This is a genomic window from Streptomyces sp. NPDC001415, assembly GCF_053597395.1.
Genome location: NZ_JBSFIE010000028.1, coordinates 88,440 through 105,014, shown reverse-complemented (window position 1 = coordinate 105,014; position 16,575 = coordinate 88,440). Strand labels below are relative to the sequence as shown.

The window sequence follows — 16,575 nt, the reverse complement described above, 5'->3', positions numbered from 1 at the left end:
ACGAAAGGGCTCCCACTTCCTCGCCTTCCTCGGCCTCGCAGCTGCCCTGACCTGCTACAAGAAGCTCGCAAAAATCGCCACATGAGACACGCTCTAAGTCCGTCTGAGGGAGGACCTTGGGCGGCCGGAATGGATTTACCGGGACATTACTGTGGCAGTCGTTCGAGGGGCGTCCGTGGGGGCCGGTCCTCGGGCTCATCCCGTAGTGGGGTCCTCGGGGCCATCCCGTACCCATGGGATCAAGCGGGGGAACGAGCGGGGCCCGGCAGCGCATGCCGGGCCCCGTTCGCCGTACGGGCCCGCTACTTCATGCGGGTGGCCCACTCCTGGACCTTCTTGATCCGCTCGCGGAGCTGGCCTGCCGTGGCCTCCGCGCTCGGCGGCCCGCCGCACACCCGGCGCAGCTCGGTGTGGATGACGCCGTGCGGCTTGCCGCTCTGGTGGACGTACGCGCCGACCATCGTGTTCAGCGACTTGCGCAGTTCCAGCAGTTCCTTGTGCGAGACGACGGGGCGCCGCTCGGCGGGCATTTCGAGCAGATCGGCCTGCTCGGCCGGCTTCTGGCGGCTGTGCGCGATCTGCCGGGCCTGCCGCTTCTGCAGCAGCATCTGCACCTGGTCGGGTTCGAGGAGCCCGGGAATCCCGAGATAGTCCTGCTCCTCCTCGCTTCCCGGGTGGGCCTGCATGCCGAATTCGGCGCCGTTGTACATGACCCGGTCGAAGACCGCATCGGATTCGAGGGCCTCGAAGGGGAGCATGTCGTCCCCGGTGTCCTCGTCCTGCTGCTTGTTCGCGTCGTCCATTTCCTGTTCGGACTCGGCGTACGGGTCTTCTTCCTCGCCGTCCTTCTTCGGCTTGTCGAGTACGTGGTCGCGCTCGACCTCCATCTCGTTGGCGAAGCCGAGGAGCATCGGAATGGTGGGGAGGAAAACGGAAGCGGTCTCACCGCGTCGCCGCGAACGCACGAAACGGCCGACGGCCTGGGCGAAGAAGAGGGGGGTGGAAATGGTGGTGGCATACACGCCGACGGCCAGGCGCGGCACGTCGACGCCCTCGGACACCATGCGGACGGCGACCATCCACCGGGAGTCGCCCTCGCTGAACTCGTCGATCCGCTTGGAGGCGCCGGTGTCGTCGGAGAGCACGACGGTGGCCTTGGTGCCGGTGATCTCGCGGATCAGCTTGGCGTAGGCGCGGGCGGAGTCCTGATCGGAGGCGATGACGAGCGCCCCGGCGTCCGGGATCGCCTTCCTGACTTCGGTCAGCCGCTGGTCGGCGGCCCGCAGCACATTGGGCATCCAGTCGCCGCGCGGGTCGAGCGCGGTGCGCCAGGCCTGCGAGATGGCGTCCTTGGTCATGGGCTCGCCGAGCCGGGCGGCGATCTCGTCACCGGCCTTGGTGCGCCAGCGCATGTTGCCGCTGTAGCTCATGAATATGACGGGCCGCACGACACCGTCGGCGAGCGCGTTGCCGTATCCGTACGTGTAGTCGGCGGAGGACCGCCGGATGCCGTCGTTCCCCTCCTCGTACGTCACGAAGGGGATGGGGTTGGTGTCGGACCGGAAGGGCGTACCGGTGAGCGCGAGCCGTCGGGTAGCGGGATCGAAGGCCTCAAGACATGCCTCACCCCACGACTTGCTGTCCCCGGCGTGGTGGATCTCGTCCAGAATCACCAGGGTCTTGCGCTGCTCGCAGCGGTTGCGGTGCAGCATGGGACGCACGCCGACACCGGCGTAGGTGACGGCGACCCCGTGGTACTCGCGGCTCAGCGGGCCTGCGCTGTAGTCCGGGTCGAGCTTGATGCCGACGCGGGCCGCCGCGTCCGCCCACTGCTTCTTGAGGTGCTCGGTCGGTGCGACGACGGTGATCTGCTGGACGACGTGGTGGTGCAGCAGCCACGACGCGAGCGTCAGCGCGAACGTCGTCTTGCCGGCGCCGGGCGTCGCGACGGCGAGGAAGTCGCGCGGCTGCTCCTGGACATACCTCTCCAGGGCACCCTGCTGCCAGGCACGCAGCTTGTTGGCGGTGCCCCAGGGGGCGCGGCCGGGGAAGGCGGGTGAGAGGTGGTGGGAGGCGGTAGTAGTCACGGTCTCCGGTTCGGGGCTCTCGGTTGTACGGGGTCAGGGGCATCCGGGGCGGGCCCCGGGGGAGCTGGCTTCTGAGCAGGTGCCCGAGCGTGGTTCGGGGACCGGCTCTTAGAGCCTGTGTCTGAACCCCGCCCGGATCAGGCCGGGGCGTCTGGTGCGTGCGATCGCAAGGCGCCGGAGCGTCCTCGTAGCGGAGCTACTAGGGCGTTTCGGCAACGCGGCGAGCGTGCGTGCCAGACGTCACGGGCCCGGGCGGGGTTCAGACACAGGCTCTTACGTACGACAACCGGGCCACCTTACCGGCGCGGGCCGGCGGCCCCCGGCGGATCGCCTCCCGGCGGGGCGGGGGTGAGAGCGGGGTCACAGGAGGTGCCGGGGCTCCGCCCCAGCCCCCGGCGGGGTCCGCCCACCCGTCCACCCGTATGCGCGGGGTCGCACGGCGGAGCCGCGGAGTGTTGCGGCGGGAAGGGGTGGGGTGGGGGCTCAACTCCCCCGCACCCGCCCCGCGACGAACGCCCCGCCCAACGCCACCACCCCCATCGGCAGGAACACCACCAGGAACGCCCCCGGGTGGGAGACCGAGGCCGCATCGGACACCGCACCCCCACCCAGCGCGGCGAACCCCGCCCCGCCCGCCGCGAGCAGCAGCACGTTGGACAGGCCGTCCGAGATCTGGAGGGCGGCGGAGTTCGCGCCCGCCTCCTGCGGGGCCGACAGCTTCAGGAGCAGCACACTCGTCGAGGCGATCACCACGCCCATGCCGAAGCAGCCCACGCCCCACGCGACGCCGACCACCCACACCGGCACCGCCGTGACGAGCACGCTCGGCGCGGCCACGATCGCGAGGGCCACGAGCACCATCCCGGCCACCATCAGCCGCTCCCGGTGCGCCTCCATCCGCGGCCGGGCCTGTACGTACGAGCCCAGCGCCCAGGTCGCCCCGCCGACGGCCAGCGAGAGACCGGCCATCGTCGGGGTGAGACCGCGCTGGGTGACGAGCATGAGCGGCACGAACGACTCCGCCGCGATGAACGACCCCGCCGCCACCCCGCGCAGCAGCACCACCGAGGGCAGCCCGCGCGCAGCCCGCCAGGTGCCGTGCGGCAGCAGGGCGCGCCGTCCCGCGACCGCCGGCGCGAGCAGGGCCACGCCCGCCACGAACGGCAGCACGGACAGCCACCTCAGTTCCTGTCCCGCGTACTGCAGCAGCCCGGCCCCGACCGAGATCCCCAGCGCCAGCTTGATCCGGCGCCGGTCGAAGGGCTCGACGGGCGCCGACGGATCGGCCGGCCCCGACGCCATCCGCCGCGTCGCGGGCAGCGCGAGCGCCAGCGGGAACACCACGAGCACCGGAATCCCGATGAACACCCAGCGCCAGCCGAGCTGTTCGGTGGCCGTCCCCGCCAGGAGCGGCCCGACCACCGAGGGCACCACCCAGCCCGCCGCGAACGCCGCCATGATCGCCGGCTGGAGCCGCGCGGGGTAGGCCCGCCCGATCACGACGTACAGCGCGACGATCACCAGTCCCCCGCCGAGCCCCTGCACGGCCCGCCCCGCGATGAACGTCCACATGTTCAGCGCCGTCCCGGACAGCAGCAGCCCCGCCGCGAACCCCGACATCCCGACACCGAGCGCCCCGAGCGGCCCGCGCCGGTCGGCCCACTGCCCCGCGACGACCATCCCGAACAGGCTCGTCGTGAAGTACGCGGAGAAGGCGAACGCGTACAGCGACACCCCGTCGAGCTCCCGCGCCGCGACGGGCATGGCCGTACCCACGGCGGTCGCCTCGAAGGCGACGAGCAGCACGACGGCGAGGATCCCGAAGCTCAGCGCGCGGTGCTCCCGCCCGAGAATTCCCCCGGCGGGGAGCTCGGCCACGGGGGTGCCCGCACGGGCATCGGACGATTCAAGGGCGCTCATCCGCCCACAGTAAGAGGCGTACCGCGCCCCGACCCGTGTCAAAGGACGGGACTACGGCTACGTAAATAGTCGTAGTCCCCGCCCCAACATGAACGCCGCATGGCAGTCCCGTTGCACCCCACCGGCTGCCCTTCCCCATCCCCCGCGCGGCCCCCTACGGTCATGTCAACGCACCAGCACACGGCCGTGTGCCCGAGTGGTTGAGGGGCTCGCCTGCAAAGCGAGTTACGCGGGTTCGATTCCCGCCACGGCCTCCAACAGCCCTATCCATTGCGACACTTGAGCTCCCGTTTGGCGAACTGGACGTACTGCTGCATCAGGGTGGTGAGCACGTCTTTCACGTGCTGCGTGCGGGGTGCGCTGTTTGCGCTCAGGCCCAGCTCGACAATCTTGACCTCCGCCGGAGAGACATTGCGCGGTGATGGCGGCAGGTCGGGGCGCTCGCAGCGGAAGTAAGCCCTGGCGCCGCCGCGGTAGACGATGCCCTTCTCGCCCGCCGCGATGGGCGTGGGCTCAAGCGGTGTCAACGAGCTCCAGACGTGCTTCTCCAGATCGCCGCCGTCGGACCACGAGCGGTCTCCCCAGGCGGCGAACCGGGACTCTCCATCGACATCGATCTGGCATCCCGCAGACTTGAAGCGCCCGTAGAGGTCGAAGACCGCGTCACCCTTGATCTCCGCGTTCGGATCCTCAGCCTTTGGCAACAGAGGGAGCACCGAGGTCCCGTCGAACGCTCGCCAGCAGACCTTCGGCGGCAGCGAGGGCCTGACGTGGTCGCCCTCCTTCGAACTGTCTGAGCATCCACCGAGCGCCGGTATCGCGATCAGCGCGACAGCGAGCGAAATCGACGCCCTCCTGCTCCTCCTGCCTCCGCGGGCACGGCCCGCGGAACGCGAGCCCCACCGGCGACGGGTCACTTCCCCGCACCGCTGGCCGTCGAACTGGCCATGAAGCCCCGGCCTGCCACATGACCAGCGGCGGCGCCGGTGGAAGCCGTCCCCCTGTACTCCTGGAGGTCATGCCCTGCGGCACCCGCGCTCCTGCCTGCGGTCGACACGGCGTCCGCCGCGGATCGCTTCACCTTCTCCTCGGCCTGCGAATACGCGGTCGCCGCCTCTTGAGCTGCCACGCCTGATGAGTCCTGATGGGCGTTCTCGACGGCGGACTTGGTAATTTCCTCCTTCAGCCAATCCACGGCGTCTCCTCCGACCGGGATCATCTCCACGTATTTAGCACCGACCGCGTCGATGATGCGGTTCGTCCATTCGACGTTGTTCTCGACAGCGGCGTTGAACTCGGAATCCGCAGCCGAATGCTTCTCGTAAATCGCCTCGACTCGCGCCTGGGTCATGATTCCCGCGATCTCTCCCCCCGGGTAGACCGCGTTCCGAATGGCCTCACCTACGTCGGATCCGTGGTTCTCCGGGTGGGCGAACACGTCTCGTACCAGCAGCGTCGTATACGCCTGCTGGGCGTTCGTGATCGCGCCGTACGCATCGGGGTCCTGGGCCACGGCCCCCAGAAAGTGGGCCACTTGGCCGGCGTCGGCGAACTTGGCCAGAACCCCGAAGGGTTTAGCCTGGTCCGCCCCATTCTCCACTCTCGCCTGCATATCAGCCATATACTCCGCAGCCATATCCCCAAAGTTCCCCGAAAGCCCCCCCAGCTTCCCCGGCGCGTCATCCTCGCCCAGGATCAAAGACGGATCCGCGCCGATCTTCGCGACGACCTTTTCCATCACGCTCGCCATCGCCGCCGTGTGCTCCACCGGCTTCGCCGCGCCGTCGCCCGGGACGCGGCCCGTGACGGCTGCCTCCAGGGCGTTGCCCAGGGCGGACTGGTACGGGGTGCGGTCGCCGGGGAGGGTGTCGTATCGGTCGTCCGTGGGGGGCTTGTCCAGGAGGTGGTCGACCATGCTGAGTTGGCCGCCCCCGGGGGCTCGGACGGCCGCGTCGTCCGCTGTCACCAGACCGTTGCCGTCGCTGTCCGCCCGGACGGGCTCGTTGAAGAACTGGGAGGACGAGTCCGGGTTGTTGGACAGCGCCGACATCAAGCCGGTCAGGGGGTCGAAGCCCCGGCCGCCCGACGGGTCGAGGTTGAACCTCATGTCGGCGACCTGGGGTACACCCCGCTCGAACACCTTCGGATTCTGGTGCTCGAAGCCCACCATGTCGCGGGCGACCGGCAGCAGGAACTCCTTGTCGTACGTGCCGTGCCGCAGCAGCGCGCCAAGGGCCTGGTACCCGTACACCTGCGTGGCCGCGCCCGCGAAGCCCCCGACGTCGATCGGCCGGCGGCCCGCCCGCATCAGGTCGGTCGTCCAGTAGGACGGCAGGTGGCCCGCGGTGTGCGGGTTCGTGGCGAGGCCCAGCATCGGGCCCAGGTCGTCCTGCACGTGGCGGACCATCGCGACCCGGTCCAGGCCCGCCGGGCCGAGGGCCGTCGCGTCGAGGGAGAGCCGGGTGTAGAACTCCAGCGTTCCCTGCGCGCCGAGGCGCCGGTAGAAGGCGGTCGAGAACTCGGGGTCGTGGGCGTTCGCGTCCAGCAGCGTCTGGAGCCGCTTGAGCTCCGCCACGTTGCGGGCCGTGCCGCCCTCGCCCGTGACCCGCTTGGCCAGGTCCACCGCCCGCGCGGCCTCCTCGTCGTCCAGGGAGGCGAACCGCGGCGCGGTGAAATCGTGTTCGTGCGGGACGTTCGCCGTCAGGGCGAGGCGCAGCGACTCGTCCGCCGCGTCGCACCCGGCGATCAGCGCGTCCACCTTGCGCTGCCATGCGGCCACGTTCGCCTGCTCGGCCTTCAGGTCCTTCGCGAGTCCCGCGTACTGGGGGTCGTGCCGCTTCGCGACATCGTCCGCGACCGGGTGGCGGGCGGCGACCCGGCCCTTCGCGTCCACCGCGATGCCGCTCTGCCACGCGCCGTCGAGGATGGCCTGCAGCCCGTCCTTCGCCTTCTTGAACTCCGTGTACGCCTCAAGGAGGAGCCGGTGCACACCCTCGGCCTCCTTCTCGGCGTCCGCGAACTCCTTCACCGTCTTGCGGATGAACTCGCGGGTGACCCCCGCGTTCACCCCGGCCCACCTGGCCGTCTCGGCATGCACCCGCATCCCGTCGTGGGCCTCGGCGGACAGCTTCTTCAGCCGGATCGCCATGTCCGACCAGTCGTCCACCGCTGTTTTGAGCTTGCCGACCGGCGCGTTCAGCACGTCCGCGTACTTCAGCAACTACAGCTCCGCTCCCTGTCCGGCACCTCGACAACTACTGCTCTGCTCCATGTCCAAGACCTCAACCCCCTACGACTCCCCCGGCCCCTCCGGCACCTCACCCCGCTCCCCCCTGACCGCCGTCAACTACCGATTCCCACCTGCTAGTTGATGTAGCCGCTGATGACCGACACCGCCGCCAGGGATCCCCGCACGCGCGCGTCGTCCTTCGCGTGCTGGGCGGTCGAGTAGTCGAGGTGGTTCGCGATCTGCGCGCAGGCGTCGCGGAACGTCGTGTACTGGCTCTGCCAGGTGTCGTGGACCTTCATCAGGGCGGCCCCGCTGGTGAAGTTGTCCGCGCTGAGCGCCCGCGCCGCCTCGAAGGTGGCTGCCCTCGCGTGGTCCCCGTCGCGCCGGAATGCGTCGTACAGCTTGTACGCGTCCGAGCCGATCAGCCCGAGATCATCGGCATGCGCTACGAGATCCCCGCCGCCCGAACCCTGCGCTGCCACCCCTGACGCCATCCCCAACTCCCGTTCCACACGCGCGAATTACGGATTCTTTGCCGTCAGCGTACGGGAGGGGGCTCCGCGAATCTGGTGTCAGCAGGCGCTCAGGGGTGAAAGCGCGTCCGCACTCATGTCCCGGGCATCACCCCGCAAACAGGGCGTCCCCGCACCCGGCCTGACAAGGCCGGGCGGACAAGGTGCGGGCGGACAAGGCGTTCGGCTCCCGGAGCAACAGCGGCGCCTACCTGCCTTGAGTCGACCCCTTTTAATCCTTTGCCGAGGAACCGATCGGCCAGCTAAGTTCACCCAGCCGTCCATCTCGTACCGGACCGGCGCCGTCAACGAGGAGGTGTGGAGCACATGCGCAGGAGTGCCCAGCAGTTGAGCCCGCGTACTGCCCTTTGCCACCTCCTCACGACGGAGACACCTTGTCGCTGCACATCACCCCACTGACCGACCCCGCTCACGGGGCGCACAGCCGACGCCTTGCATGGCTGGCGTCCGACGCCGATTCCATCCCCGTCGGGACGGCCTTTCTGCGCCTGTTCGACGGCGGACAGGAGCACCTGGCCGAACTGACCCTCCACGTCCACCCCGTGGAGCGCCGCGAGGGCGTCGGCTCCCGGCTCCTCAAGACGGCTGTGGCCGCCGCCCGGGACAACGCCCGACGCTGCGTCAGCGCGCAGGCCGAGGCCGGATCTCCCGGCGACCGCTTTCTGCAGGCCCGCGGCTTCCGCAAGGTGCTCACCTTGAGGTTCGCCCGCTTGTCACTGGCCGACGTGGACACCACCGTTCTCGCCGAGATCATCGAGCGTCCGCGTCCCGGCTACCGGATGACGTCATGGCAGGGGACCGTCCCCGACGCCCTCGCCCAGACCTTCGCCGACTCACGCCGCGCCATGGACGACATGCCCATGGAAGACACCGACTTCGGCACCGTGGCCTGGGACGTGGACCGGGTCCGGGCCGCGGCGAAGGCCGTCGAACAGCGCGGCGACCTGCTGCACACCGTCGTCGCCATCGATGCCCACGACGGCTCGATCGCCGGGTTCACCGAACTCGTCGTCCCCGGCAGCGGCAAGGGCGACGCCCAGCACTACGGCACCGGCGTGCTGCCCGAGCACCGCGGACACGGCCTCGGCCGATGGATGAAGGCCGAGTCGATCCGCCAAGCCCGCGAGCGCTACCCGGACCTCGGCGGCCTCCTGACCGACACCGCCGACAGCAACACGCACATGAGACACATCAGCGACAGCCTCGGTTACGTGCCCACGCACACGACACTCCAGTACCAGCTCGACCTGTAGGGACGAACGGACGGGCCGGACCCGGGCATCGCCTGGTCCGGCCCGTCAGTACTTCACAAAGGCCCTAGCCCTGCTGGACCACCGCCGCCTGCGGCCGGATCGGGAGGCGGTTGACCGGGCGGCCGGTCGCGGCGCGGACCGCGGAGGCGATCGCGGCCGGGGAGGTGACCACCGGGACGGCGCTCGCGGCCTTCGCGCCGAAGGGCGCGACCACGTCCCGCTCCTCGACCAGTTTCACGATGCGGATGTCGGGGGCGTCGAGCGCGGTCGGCAGGGCGTAGCCCGTGAGGTCGGGATGGCGGATCTGGCCGCGTACCGTACGGAGGTTCTCGGTCAGGGCCGCGCCCACGCCCTGCGTGACCCCGGCCTCGATACGGGCCGCGAGCTGGCGGGGGTTGAGGATGCGGCCGACGTCCTGGGCCACGGCGAGTTCCACGACCCGGACCGAGCCGAGTTCGATGTCCACGTCCACCACCGCGCGGATCGCGCAGAACGCGAGGCCCACGAACGCGTCGCCCTGGCCCGTCTCGTCGAGCGGCTCGGTGGGGTGCGGGCGGCACTGGGCGGTGGCCCAGAGTTCCTTGCCGTCCATCGCCTCCGTCACCGTGGTCGACAGGACACCGTCGTACGACGTGATCTTGCCGTCCGCGATCTGGAGCAGTTCCGTGGACATGCCGAACTTGTGCGCCAGGGGCTGGAGCAGTTGGGTGCGGACCATCTTGGCGGCGCGTTCCACCGCGCCGCCGGACACCCAGGTGTGGCGGCCGTGGGTGGCGGGGCCCGCCGGGGGCTGGTCGGTGTCGACGGGGGCGACGTGGACCTCGTCGATGCCCAGGGTCTCCTGGACGATCTGGCGGGCCAGGGTGGTGAAGCCCTGGCCGGTCTCGACGGCCGCGCAGATGACCGTCGCGACGCCGTCCTGGACCTTGACGGTGGCAGTGGAGACCTCGTCGGTGCCCTCCGCGCCGAGCATGTGGACCATGCCGAGCGCGTAGCCGACGCCGCGCCGCACCGCGTCCGGATCACCCGCGCCCTCGGGGCCGCCCGGCAGCAGCCAGTCGTCCTCGGGAGCGTCCTTGGGCAGGACCGGGAGCGGGAAGTCCCGTACGGCTGCGAGGAGTTCGGCCACGGGGGCGGGGCAGGTGACGGTCTGGCCGGTGGGGAGCAGGTCGCCGGTGGCGAGGACGTTGCGCATGCGCAGCTCGGCCGGGTCGATGCCCAACTTCGTTGCCAGCTTGTCCATTTGACCCTCGTACGCCGCGCACACCTGCATGGCGCCCTCACCCCGGACGTGCCCGGACGGCGGGTTGTTGGTTCGCACCGCCCAGCCCTCGACGAAGGCGTGCGGCACGACGTACGGGCCGCACGCGAACGCGACGGCCGCGGCAAGGGATTCGGAGGAGGCCTCGGCGTAGGCGCCCGCGTCGAGGAGGATCTGCGCCTCGACCTTGACGAGGCGGCCCTCGGCGTCCGCGTGGTGGCGGTAGCGGAGCAGCGTCGGGTGGCGGTGGGCGTGCCCGAGGAAGGACTCCTCACGGGTCGCGGTCAGCTTGACCGGGCAACCCGTCTTCAACGCCAGGAGCCCCAGCGGGAGTTGGAAGCCGAGGTCCTCGCGGTCGCCGGTCGCGCCGGGCACGCCGGTGACGACGACCTTCACCCGGTCCGGCTCAAGGCCGAAGCAGGCGGCGGCCAGATCGCGGTCGCTGTGCGGGTCGGTGGACGCGGTGTACAGCTCGACGCCGCCGTCGGGCCGGGGCACCGCGAGGCCGGCTTCGGCGCCGATCGGGGCCGGGTCCTGGCGGCCGATCCGGTACAGACCCTCGACCACGACCTCGCCGGTCACCTCGGGGTCGCCGTACTGGAGCGGGATGTGCCGGATCAGGTTGCCGTCGGGGTGCAGCGGTTCCGCCGCGAACGCCTTCTCCGGGTCGGTGATCGGTTCGAGCACCTCGTACTCGACCGCGATCGCGGCGGCCGCGAGGCGCGCGGTGTCCGGGTGGTCGGCGGCCACGGCGGCGATGGGCTCGCCGTGGTGGCGTACGAACTCGGCCGCGAAGACGGGGCGGTCGGCGATGCGGCGGCCGAACGACGGGTCGCCCGGCACGTCGGCGTGGGTCACCACGGCCCGTACGCCCGGCATGCCGACGGCGGCCGAGGTGTCGATGGAGACGATGCGGGCGTACGCATGCGGGGCTCGCAGCACGGCCGCCCACAGCAGGCCCTCGGCCCACAGGTCGGCCGCGTAGGGGAAGGTGCCCTCGGCCTTGGCCCGGGCGTCGACCGGGGCGAGCGAGGCGCCGATCCCGTGCGCGGGAGCCTGCTGCTCCGGCCCCGCCACCGGGGTGGCGCCGTCGACCGTCGCGGTGGCTGCGTCGTTGCTCACGCCATGCCTCCGTCGTGCGTGTGCTGGGGCTTGGCACTGCCGGCCCCGGGGGGTGCCTGGTGCGGAATGCGGGCCTCTTCGGCGTGGGCCGCCCCGGCCGCCTCCCGGCCCGCCACGACGTCCTTCACCGCGTCGAGCACGCCACGATAGCCGGAGCAGCGGCACAGGTTGCCGCAGAGCGCCTGGCGGGTTTCGAGCTCGGTGGGGGCGTGGTTGCCTTCGAGCAGGTCGTGCACGGTCATGGCCATGCCGGGGATGCAGAAGCCGCACTGCACGGCGCCGCTCTCGGCGAGCGCCCGCTGTACGTCGGAGGGTTCGCCGCCGGTGGCGAGCCCCTCGACGGTACGGACCTCGCTGCCGGCCGTGGTCGCCGCGGGCACCAGGCAGGAGGCGACGAGCCGCCCGTCCACCTGGACGTTGCAGGCCCCGCACTCGCCCTGCGAGCACCCGTCCTTGGCCCCGGCGAGCCCGAGCCGCTCACGCAGCACGTACAGCAGCGACTCCCCGACCCAGGCCTCGGTGACCGGCCGGTCGGCGCCGTTGACGCGCAGGACGTAGGAGGCGCGGGGGTGTTCCAGGTCGGGGGCGGGCGCGGACACGACGACGGGCTCGGCGTCCGAGCCGGAGTCGGCGTCGGAGCCGGTGGCGATCCCGGGTTCGACGGTGGCGTCGGGCGCGGCCTCGGACTCGGAGTCGGCTCCGGGCTGGGGCTCGGCTCCGGGCTTGGGCTCGGGGTGTTCGGCCGATTCTGGCGCTTGGGGCGCTTGGGGCGGTTCAGCCGACCCGGGTGTTACGGCCGCTCCGGGCCCCTCGGCCCCGGGAACGGCTTCGGCGGCGGCCTCCGGAAGCGGCTCGGACGCGAGCGGCGCTTCGGCTTCCGGCTGCGGCTGCGACTCCGGGGCGGCGCCGTTCGCCGGGCCGGCAGCACCCGATACGTCCCGTACTTCCGATACGTCCCGCGCATCCGGGATGCCGGCCGCCTGGGCCTCCGGCGCGAGCTCCTGCGCCTCGGGCCGAGCCTCGGGCCGGGCATCCGGCTGGGGCTCGGGCCGGGCATCCGGGAGCTGGTTCGCCCAGGGGGCGGGCGCGCCGCCGGGGAGGGTGGCGGGCGGGGTCGAGCCCCACTGCTCGATCAGCGAGGAGGTGGTGAACTCGCCCGATTCTTCGGGGAGTTCACCCTCGGCGACGGGAATGTTCCACTGGCCGGTGCCCGCGAGGGAGGGCTCGTCGGCGAAGTTCCACTGGGCGGTGGCGGCCGGGTCGTGGGCGGGCTCCGACGGGGTTGCGGGCGAGGGGGCGGGCGCGGCGGGCTCCGGCCACACCACGGTCTGCGCACCGGACGCGGGGTCGGTGTCGGGCGCGGGCCGCCCGGTCGGCTCGGTCGGGATGCGCCAGACGCCGGTCGCGCCCGGGTCCGTCGCGGCGGCCGGGGTGAGCGGCACGATCATCGGCGGTACGTAGCCGTGGCCGGGGGCCGCCAGCGGGGCGCCCATCATGTCCATGTCCGGGGGCAGCTGGACGAACGCCGTGGCGTCGGGCTCGTACTCGCCGCCGTGCGGAACCGGCTCCCAGCCGCCGTGGCGGGGCACCTGACCGTAGCCGTGCTCGTGCTCGTGTTCGCGCTCGTTGTTCCGGTCGGTCACGACAGCGCCCTCCCCAGTGCTCGTCGGGCCAACGCGGCGACGGTGCGCCGCAGATGCAGTACGGCCGGCGAGAGGGGCGGCGGCGGTGAGCCGTCCGCGGGTGGCGCCGGGTCCGGGATGCAGGCGGCGGCCACGTACTCGCCGAACGCGCCGAGCGCCTCCGGGGCCAGCGCCGCGCGCTCGCCGTCCCAGTCGATGAGCGAGGCGATCCAGCGCTCGGCCTCCAGGGGGCGCAGCGGCATCGGCGCGATGGCGCCGACCGCGCAGCGCACCCCGCGCCGGGCCGGGTCCAGGACGACCGCGACCGAGGCGGTGGCGCGGCCGGGCCCGGTGCGCCCGGTGGCCTTGAGGAAAACTTGGGGAGCGTGCAGCAGCGGCACCCGGACATAACCGATCAACTCGGCCGGGGCGAGCATGTCCCGGCCGGCCAGCAGGTGCGACACGGGAATTTCACGCCGGGCGCCGTCGGGGCCCGCGATGACGAGGGTGGCTTCGAGCGCGGCGAGCACGGGCAGTGCGTCGCCGGTCGGCGCGGCGGAGGCGATGTTGCCGCCGAGGGTGCCCGCGTTGCGGATCTGCGGGGGGCCTGCGGCGCGCGCGGCCGCGGCGAGCGCCGGAATGAGCGCCGCGAAGTCCGGGCGCCCCATGCGGGCGTGGGTGAGGCCGGCGCCGAGCAGGGCGTGGCCGTCCTGGTACTGCCAGCCGCGGATCTCGTTGATCCGGCCGAGTCCGACCAGGCCGGCCGGGCGCAGGAGGCCCCGGTTCACGGCCGCCATCAGATCGGTGCCGCCCGCTACGGGCACGGCGGCAGGCATGGCCGCGAGCGCCGCCACGGCCTCGTCCAGTGAGGCAGGCAGCGTCACGGACTGCGCCGCCTGCGGTGCGTGCGTGGTCAACCCAGCTGCCCCTTCCCGGTGTCCCGGCCGTACGACTGTGCCGTCTGTGGCCACCTGCTGATGGCCGTACCGTACGTGCTCACAGCCCGGACGTGGCAACTCTGGCACATCTTCCGGACCGGCCGACGGGAGGGTCCACGAAGCACGCTTCCGTCCCCGACCTGGGGAATGTTCCGGTTTGGAAAGCCTTGTACGACTTATGCGGTACGCCTGATTCCGCACGCCGGGTGTTCTTCACAGCGGTCTTCCTCGCAGCTGGTCAGGGCCGGGGCGGCCGTGACCTGGGGTCACGCTCCCAGGGACACGACCGCCGGGCATCCTCTTGAGCTCGGGCTCACCTGTTTGGGGGCGCCCCCTCGATCGGGCGTCCGAGCACACCTGGGCGCTGCTGCCACGGCAACGGGCCGGTGGGCGGACGGTAATCGACGCCGAGTGCGTCAAGTCGCTTGTAATGGGCCGCCATTCGCCGTTCGAAATCGGCGAAGTCGCGGTCGGCGGGGGCGGGCAGGGAACTCCAGGCCACCTCGGCGAAGGCGGCGAGCCGGGGGAACACCTGGTAGTCGACGCGGGACTGGTTCTCCATCACCTCGGTCCACACATTGGCCTGGGTGCCGAGAACGTGGGCGGCGGCCTCGGGGCCGAGCTGCGGCGGCACGGGCTCGAACCGGTAGACGTCCTCAAGGGTGCGTACGTATCCGATGGGCATCGGCTCGTCCTCGCCGGCGGCCTGGCGGTGGTCCAGGTAGACGTGCTGCTCCGGGCACATCACGACGTCGTGCCCGGCCTCGGCGGCCGCGATACCGGCGCCGTAGCCGCGCCAGGAGGAGACGGCGGCGCCGGGCGCGAGGCCGCCCTCCAGGATCTCGTCCCAGCCGATGAGCCGGCGCCCGCGCGCGCCGAGCCAGCTGTCGAAGTGCCGGATGAGCCAGGACTGGAGCTCGTTCTCACCCGCGAGCCCGAGCTCACGGATCCGCTCCTGTACGAGGTCCGACTTCTGCCACTGCTCCTTGGGGCACTCGTCCCCGCCGATGTGAATGAACGGCGAGACGTCCTCGGGGAAGAGATCCAGCACCTCCTCCAGCACCCCTTCGTAGAAGCGGAGGGTGTTGTCAGTGGGGGCGAGTACGTTCGGATTGACGCCCCAGGTGTCCCAGACGGAGAGGGAGGCGGTGTCGATGACGTCGGTGTTGCCGAGTTCGGGGTACGCGGCGATGGCGGCCTGCGAGTGCCCCGGGATGTCGATCTCGGGGACGACGCGGATATGCCGCTCGGCGGCGTACGCGACGATCTCGCGGATGTCGTCCTGGGTGTAGTAGCCCCCGTGCGGCTTCTCGTCCCACAGGGGCGATGCGCGATGCCCCCACTTGGTGCGCGAGCGCCACGCCCCGACCTCCGTGAGCCGGGGATAGCGCTTGATCTCGATCCGCCACCCCTGGTCGTCGGTGAGGTGGAAGTGGAAGACGTTGAGCTTGTGGGCGGCGATGAGGTCGAGGTAGCGCAGCACGCCGTCCTTCGGCATGAAGTGCCGCGAGACGTCGAGCATGAGGCCGCGCCAGGCGAAGCGGGGCCCGTCCTCGACGGTGACCTCGGGGAGGTCCCAGCGCCGGGCGCCTTCCAGCGGGGCCCGCCGGAAGGCCTCGGCGCCCAGCAACTGACGGAACGTCTGCATCCCCCGGAACACACCTGCCGCGCTGCCGCCCTCGATGAGTACGGCGACGTCGTCGACGGAGCCGTCGGTGGAGAGCCGGTACCCCTCGGGGCCGTGCCGCCCCGCGACCTCAGGGCTGATCCGCAGCACGATGCGGTCCTGCCCGGCGGCACCGTCGGGGAGCGCCAGCCCGGTGGCGGCACCGATCGTCCCTCGCAGGAGGGCGGCGAGGGGTTCTGTGCCGGGGGTGGTGTGGAGGGTGGTGTGGGGGGCGAGGGGGCGGCGGGTGGGGGGTTCGTGGGCGGTGTGCGGGGAGGTGGGGGCGGTGTGCAAGGTGCTGGGGGCGGGGATGAGGCTGTTGATGTCCATCAGGGGGGTTCCTTTCGTTCGGGGTGGTTCGGGGGTGGTTCGGGGGTGATTCGGGGGTGGTTCGGGGGTGGTTCGGGCGATGTGGTGCTGCGGTGTTTGTTTTGCCCCACCCCGCCCCTTCCCTAGACCCTCCGGGGGCAAGGTGGGTGGAGGCACGTTCCCCCGAGCTGCGCCCCGGGCCCCCTCGGGCTGCCGCCTTCGGTCGGCCCCTTCGGTTGACCCCTTCGGGTTGGCTCCTTCGGGTTGGTCCGCGGAACCGCGCGTGGCTGGTCCGCGGAACCGTGCAGATGGCTGATCCGGGGGCCGCGCATGGCTGACCCAGGGGCCGTGCATGGCTGATCGCGCAGTTCCCCGCGCGCCCAAACCCGCCTTCGGTCGAGGCTCGTTCGTGGTTGCTCGCGCAGTTCCCCGCGCGCCCGGCAGTACTGGTGCAGGGCCGGTGCCGGCCCGCAGGAGCATCCGCAGCCCGTCCGGGACGGAGCCCCGAACGGGGGTGCAGAGGGCCGGGATCCAAGGGGGCGGAGCCCAGCTGGGGCCGGGAGGAAGCCCCGGAGGGGTGCGGGGGCCGGAGGCCCGTAGGGGCCCAAGGGGGCAGAGCCCCGAACGGGGTGCAG

The 16,575-nt window shown here is 71.7% G+C and carries 10 protein-coding genes and 1 tRNA gene; 2 read left to right on the top strand and 9 right to left on the bottom strand.

The genetic code is table 11. The annotated features are described in order from the left end of the window. Window positions 1–302: 302 nt before the first annotated feature. Both ACWC2B_RS29185 and ACWC2B_RS29180 read right to left on the bottom strand, forming a co-directional pair. Complete coding sequence (locus tag ACWC2B_RS29185) at window positions 303–2,087, bottom strand: DEAD/DEAH box helicase (RefSeq protein WP_189966194.1); 1,785 nt, start codon at window positions 2,085–2,087, stop codon at window positions 303–305. A 483-nt stretch (window positions 2,088–2,570) separates the two neighbouring features. Next, window positions 2,571–4,007 (bottom strand): MFS transporter, encoded by a 1,437-nt coding sequence (locus tag ACWC2B_RS29180; protein WP_450721732.1) that lies wholly within the window; start codon window positions 4,005–4,007, stop codon window positions 2,571–2,573. Between the two features lie 182 nt (window positions 4,008–4,189). Here ACWC2B_RS29180 and ACWC2B_RS29175 point away from each other — a divergent pair. Further along, window positions 4,190–4,264: transfer RNA gene (locus tag ACWC2B_RS29175), tRNA-Cys, on the top strand. A 6-nt stretch (window positions 4,265–4,270) separates the two neighbouring features. On the opposite strand, the gene ACWC2B_RS29170 is transcribed toward ACWC2B_RS29175, so the two are convergent. From ACWC2B_RS29170 to ACWC2B_RS29160, 3 genes are all read right to left on the bottom strand, one after another. Further along, window positions 4,271–4,711, bottom strand: a complete 441-nt coding sequence (locus ACWC2B_RS29170) for a hypothetical protein (protein ID WP_450721727.1) — start codon at window positions 4,709–4,711, stop codon at window positions 4,271–4,273. A gap of 209 nt (window positions 4,712–4,920) precedes the next feature. Next, entirely contained in the window at window positions 4,921–7,227 is a 2,307-nt protein-coding gene (locus tag ACWC2B_RS29165) for a hypothetical protein (RefSeq protein WP_450721725.1), read from the bottom strand. A 143-nt stretch (window positions 7,228–7,370) separates the two neighbouring features. After that, on the bottom strand, window positions 7,371–7,730 hold the full coding sequence (locus tag ACWC2B_RS29160; RefSeq protein WP_450721723.1) for a hypothetical protein: 360 nt from the start codon (window positions 7,728–7,730) through the stop codon (window positions 7,371–7,373). Between the two features lie 413 nt (window positions 7,731–8,143). On the opposite strand from ACWC2B_RS29160, the gene ACWC2B_RS29155 reads away from it, so the two are divergent. Next, window positions 8,144–9,022 (top strand): N-acetyltransferase family protein, encoded by an 879-nt coding sequence (locus ACWC2B_RS29155; RefSeq protein ID WP_450721721.1) that lies wholly within the window; start codon window positions 8,144–8,146, stop codon window positions 9,020–9,022. A gap of 64 nt (window positions 9,023–9,086) precedes the next feature. Here ACWC2B_RS29155 and ACWC2B_RS29150 read toward each other — a convergent pair whose 3' ends face one another. The 4 genes from ACWC2B_RS29150 to ACWC2B_RS29135 form a co-directional block, all read right to left on the bottom strand. Further along, window positions 9,087–11,405 carry a xanthine dehydrogenase family protein molybdopterin-binding subunit gene (locus ACWC2B_RS29150; protein ID WP_450721719.1) on the bottom strand — a complete coding sequence of 773 codons (2,319 nt, stop codon included), beginning with the start codon at window positions 11,403–11,405 and terminating at the stop codon, window positions 9,087–9,089. Continuing rightward, a complete protein-coding gene (locus ACWC2B_RS29145; protein ID WP_450721717.1) occupies window positions 11,402–13,048 on the bottom strand; it encodes a 2Fe-2S iron-sulfur cluster-binding protein in 1,647 nt (548 codons plus the stop codon). Before ACWC2B_RS29145 ends, ACWC2B_RS29150 begins: the two co-directional genes overlap by 4 nt. Then, window positions 13,045–13,944: an FAD binding domain-containing protein gene (locus ACWC2B_RS29140; protein WP_393136561.1), complete on the bottom strand. Its 900-nt coding sequence runs from the start codon at window positions 13,942–13,944 to the stop codon at window positions 13,045–13,047. The genes ACWC2B_RS29145 and ACWC2B_RS29140 overlap by 4 nt, the downstream gene beginning before the upstream one ends. 334 nt (window positions 13,945–14,278) lie before the next feature. After that, on the bottom strand, window positions 14,279–15,961 hold the full coding sequence (locus ACWC2B_RS29135; protein WP_450721714.1) for a beta-N-acetylhexosaminidase: 1,683 nt from the start codon (window positions 15,959–15,961) through the stop codon (window positions 14,279–14,281). Window positions 15,962–16,575: the final 614 nt, after the last annotated feature.

What these genes read in the sequence shown, in the direction of transcription:
- ACWC2B_RS29180 (WP_450721732.1), bottom strand. Translation starts at nt 4,007, where the DNA reads ATGAGCGCCCTTGAATCGTCCGATGCCCGTGCGGGCACCCCCGTGGCC.
- ACWC2B_RS29160 (WP_450721723.1), bottom strand. Translation starts at nt 7,730, where the DNA reads ATGGCGTCAGGGGTGGCAGCGCAGGGTTCGGGCGGCGGGGATCTCGTA.
- ACWC2B_RS29135 (WP_450721714.1), bottom strand. Translation starts at nt 15,961, where the DNA reads ATGGACATCAACAGCCTCATCCCCGCCCCCAGCACCTTGCACACCGCC.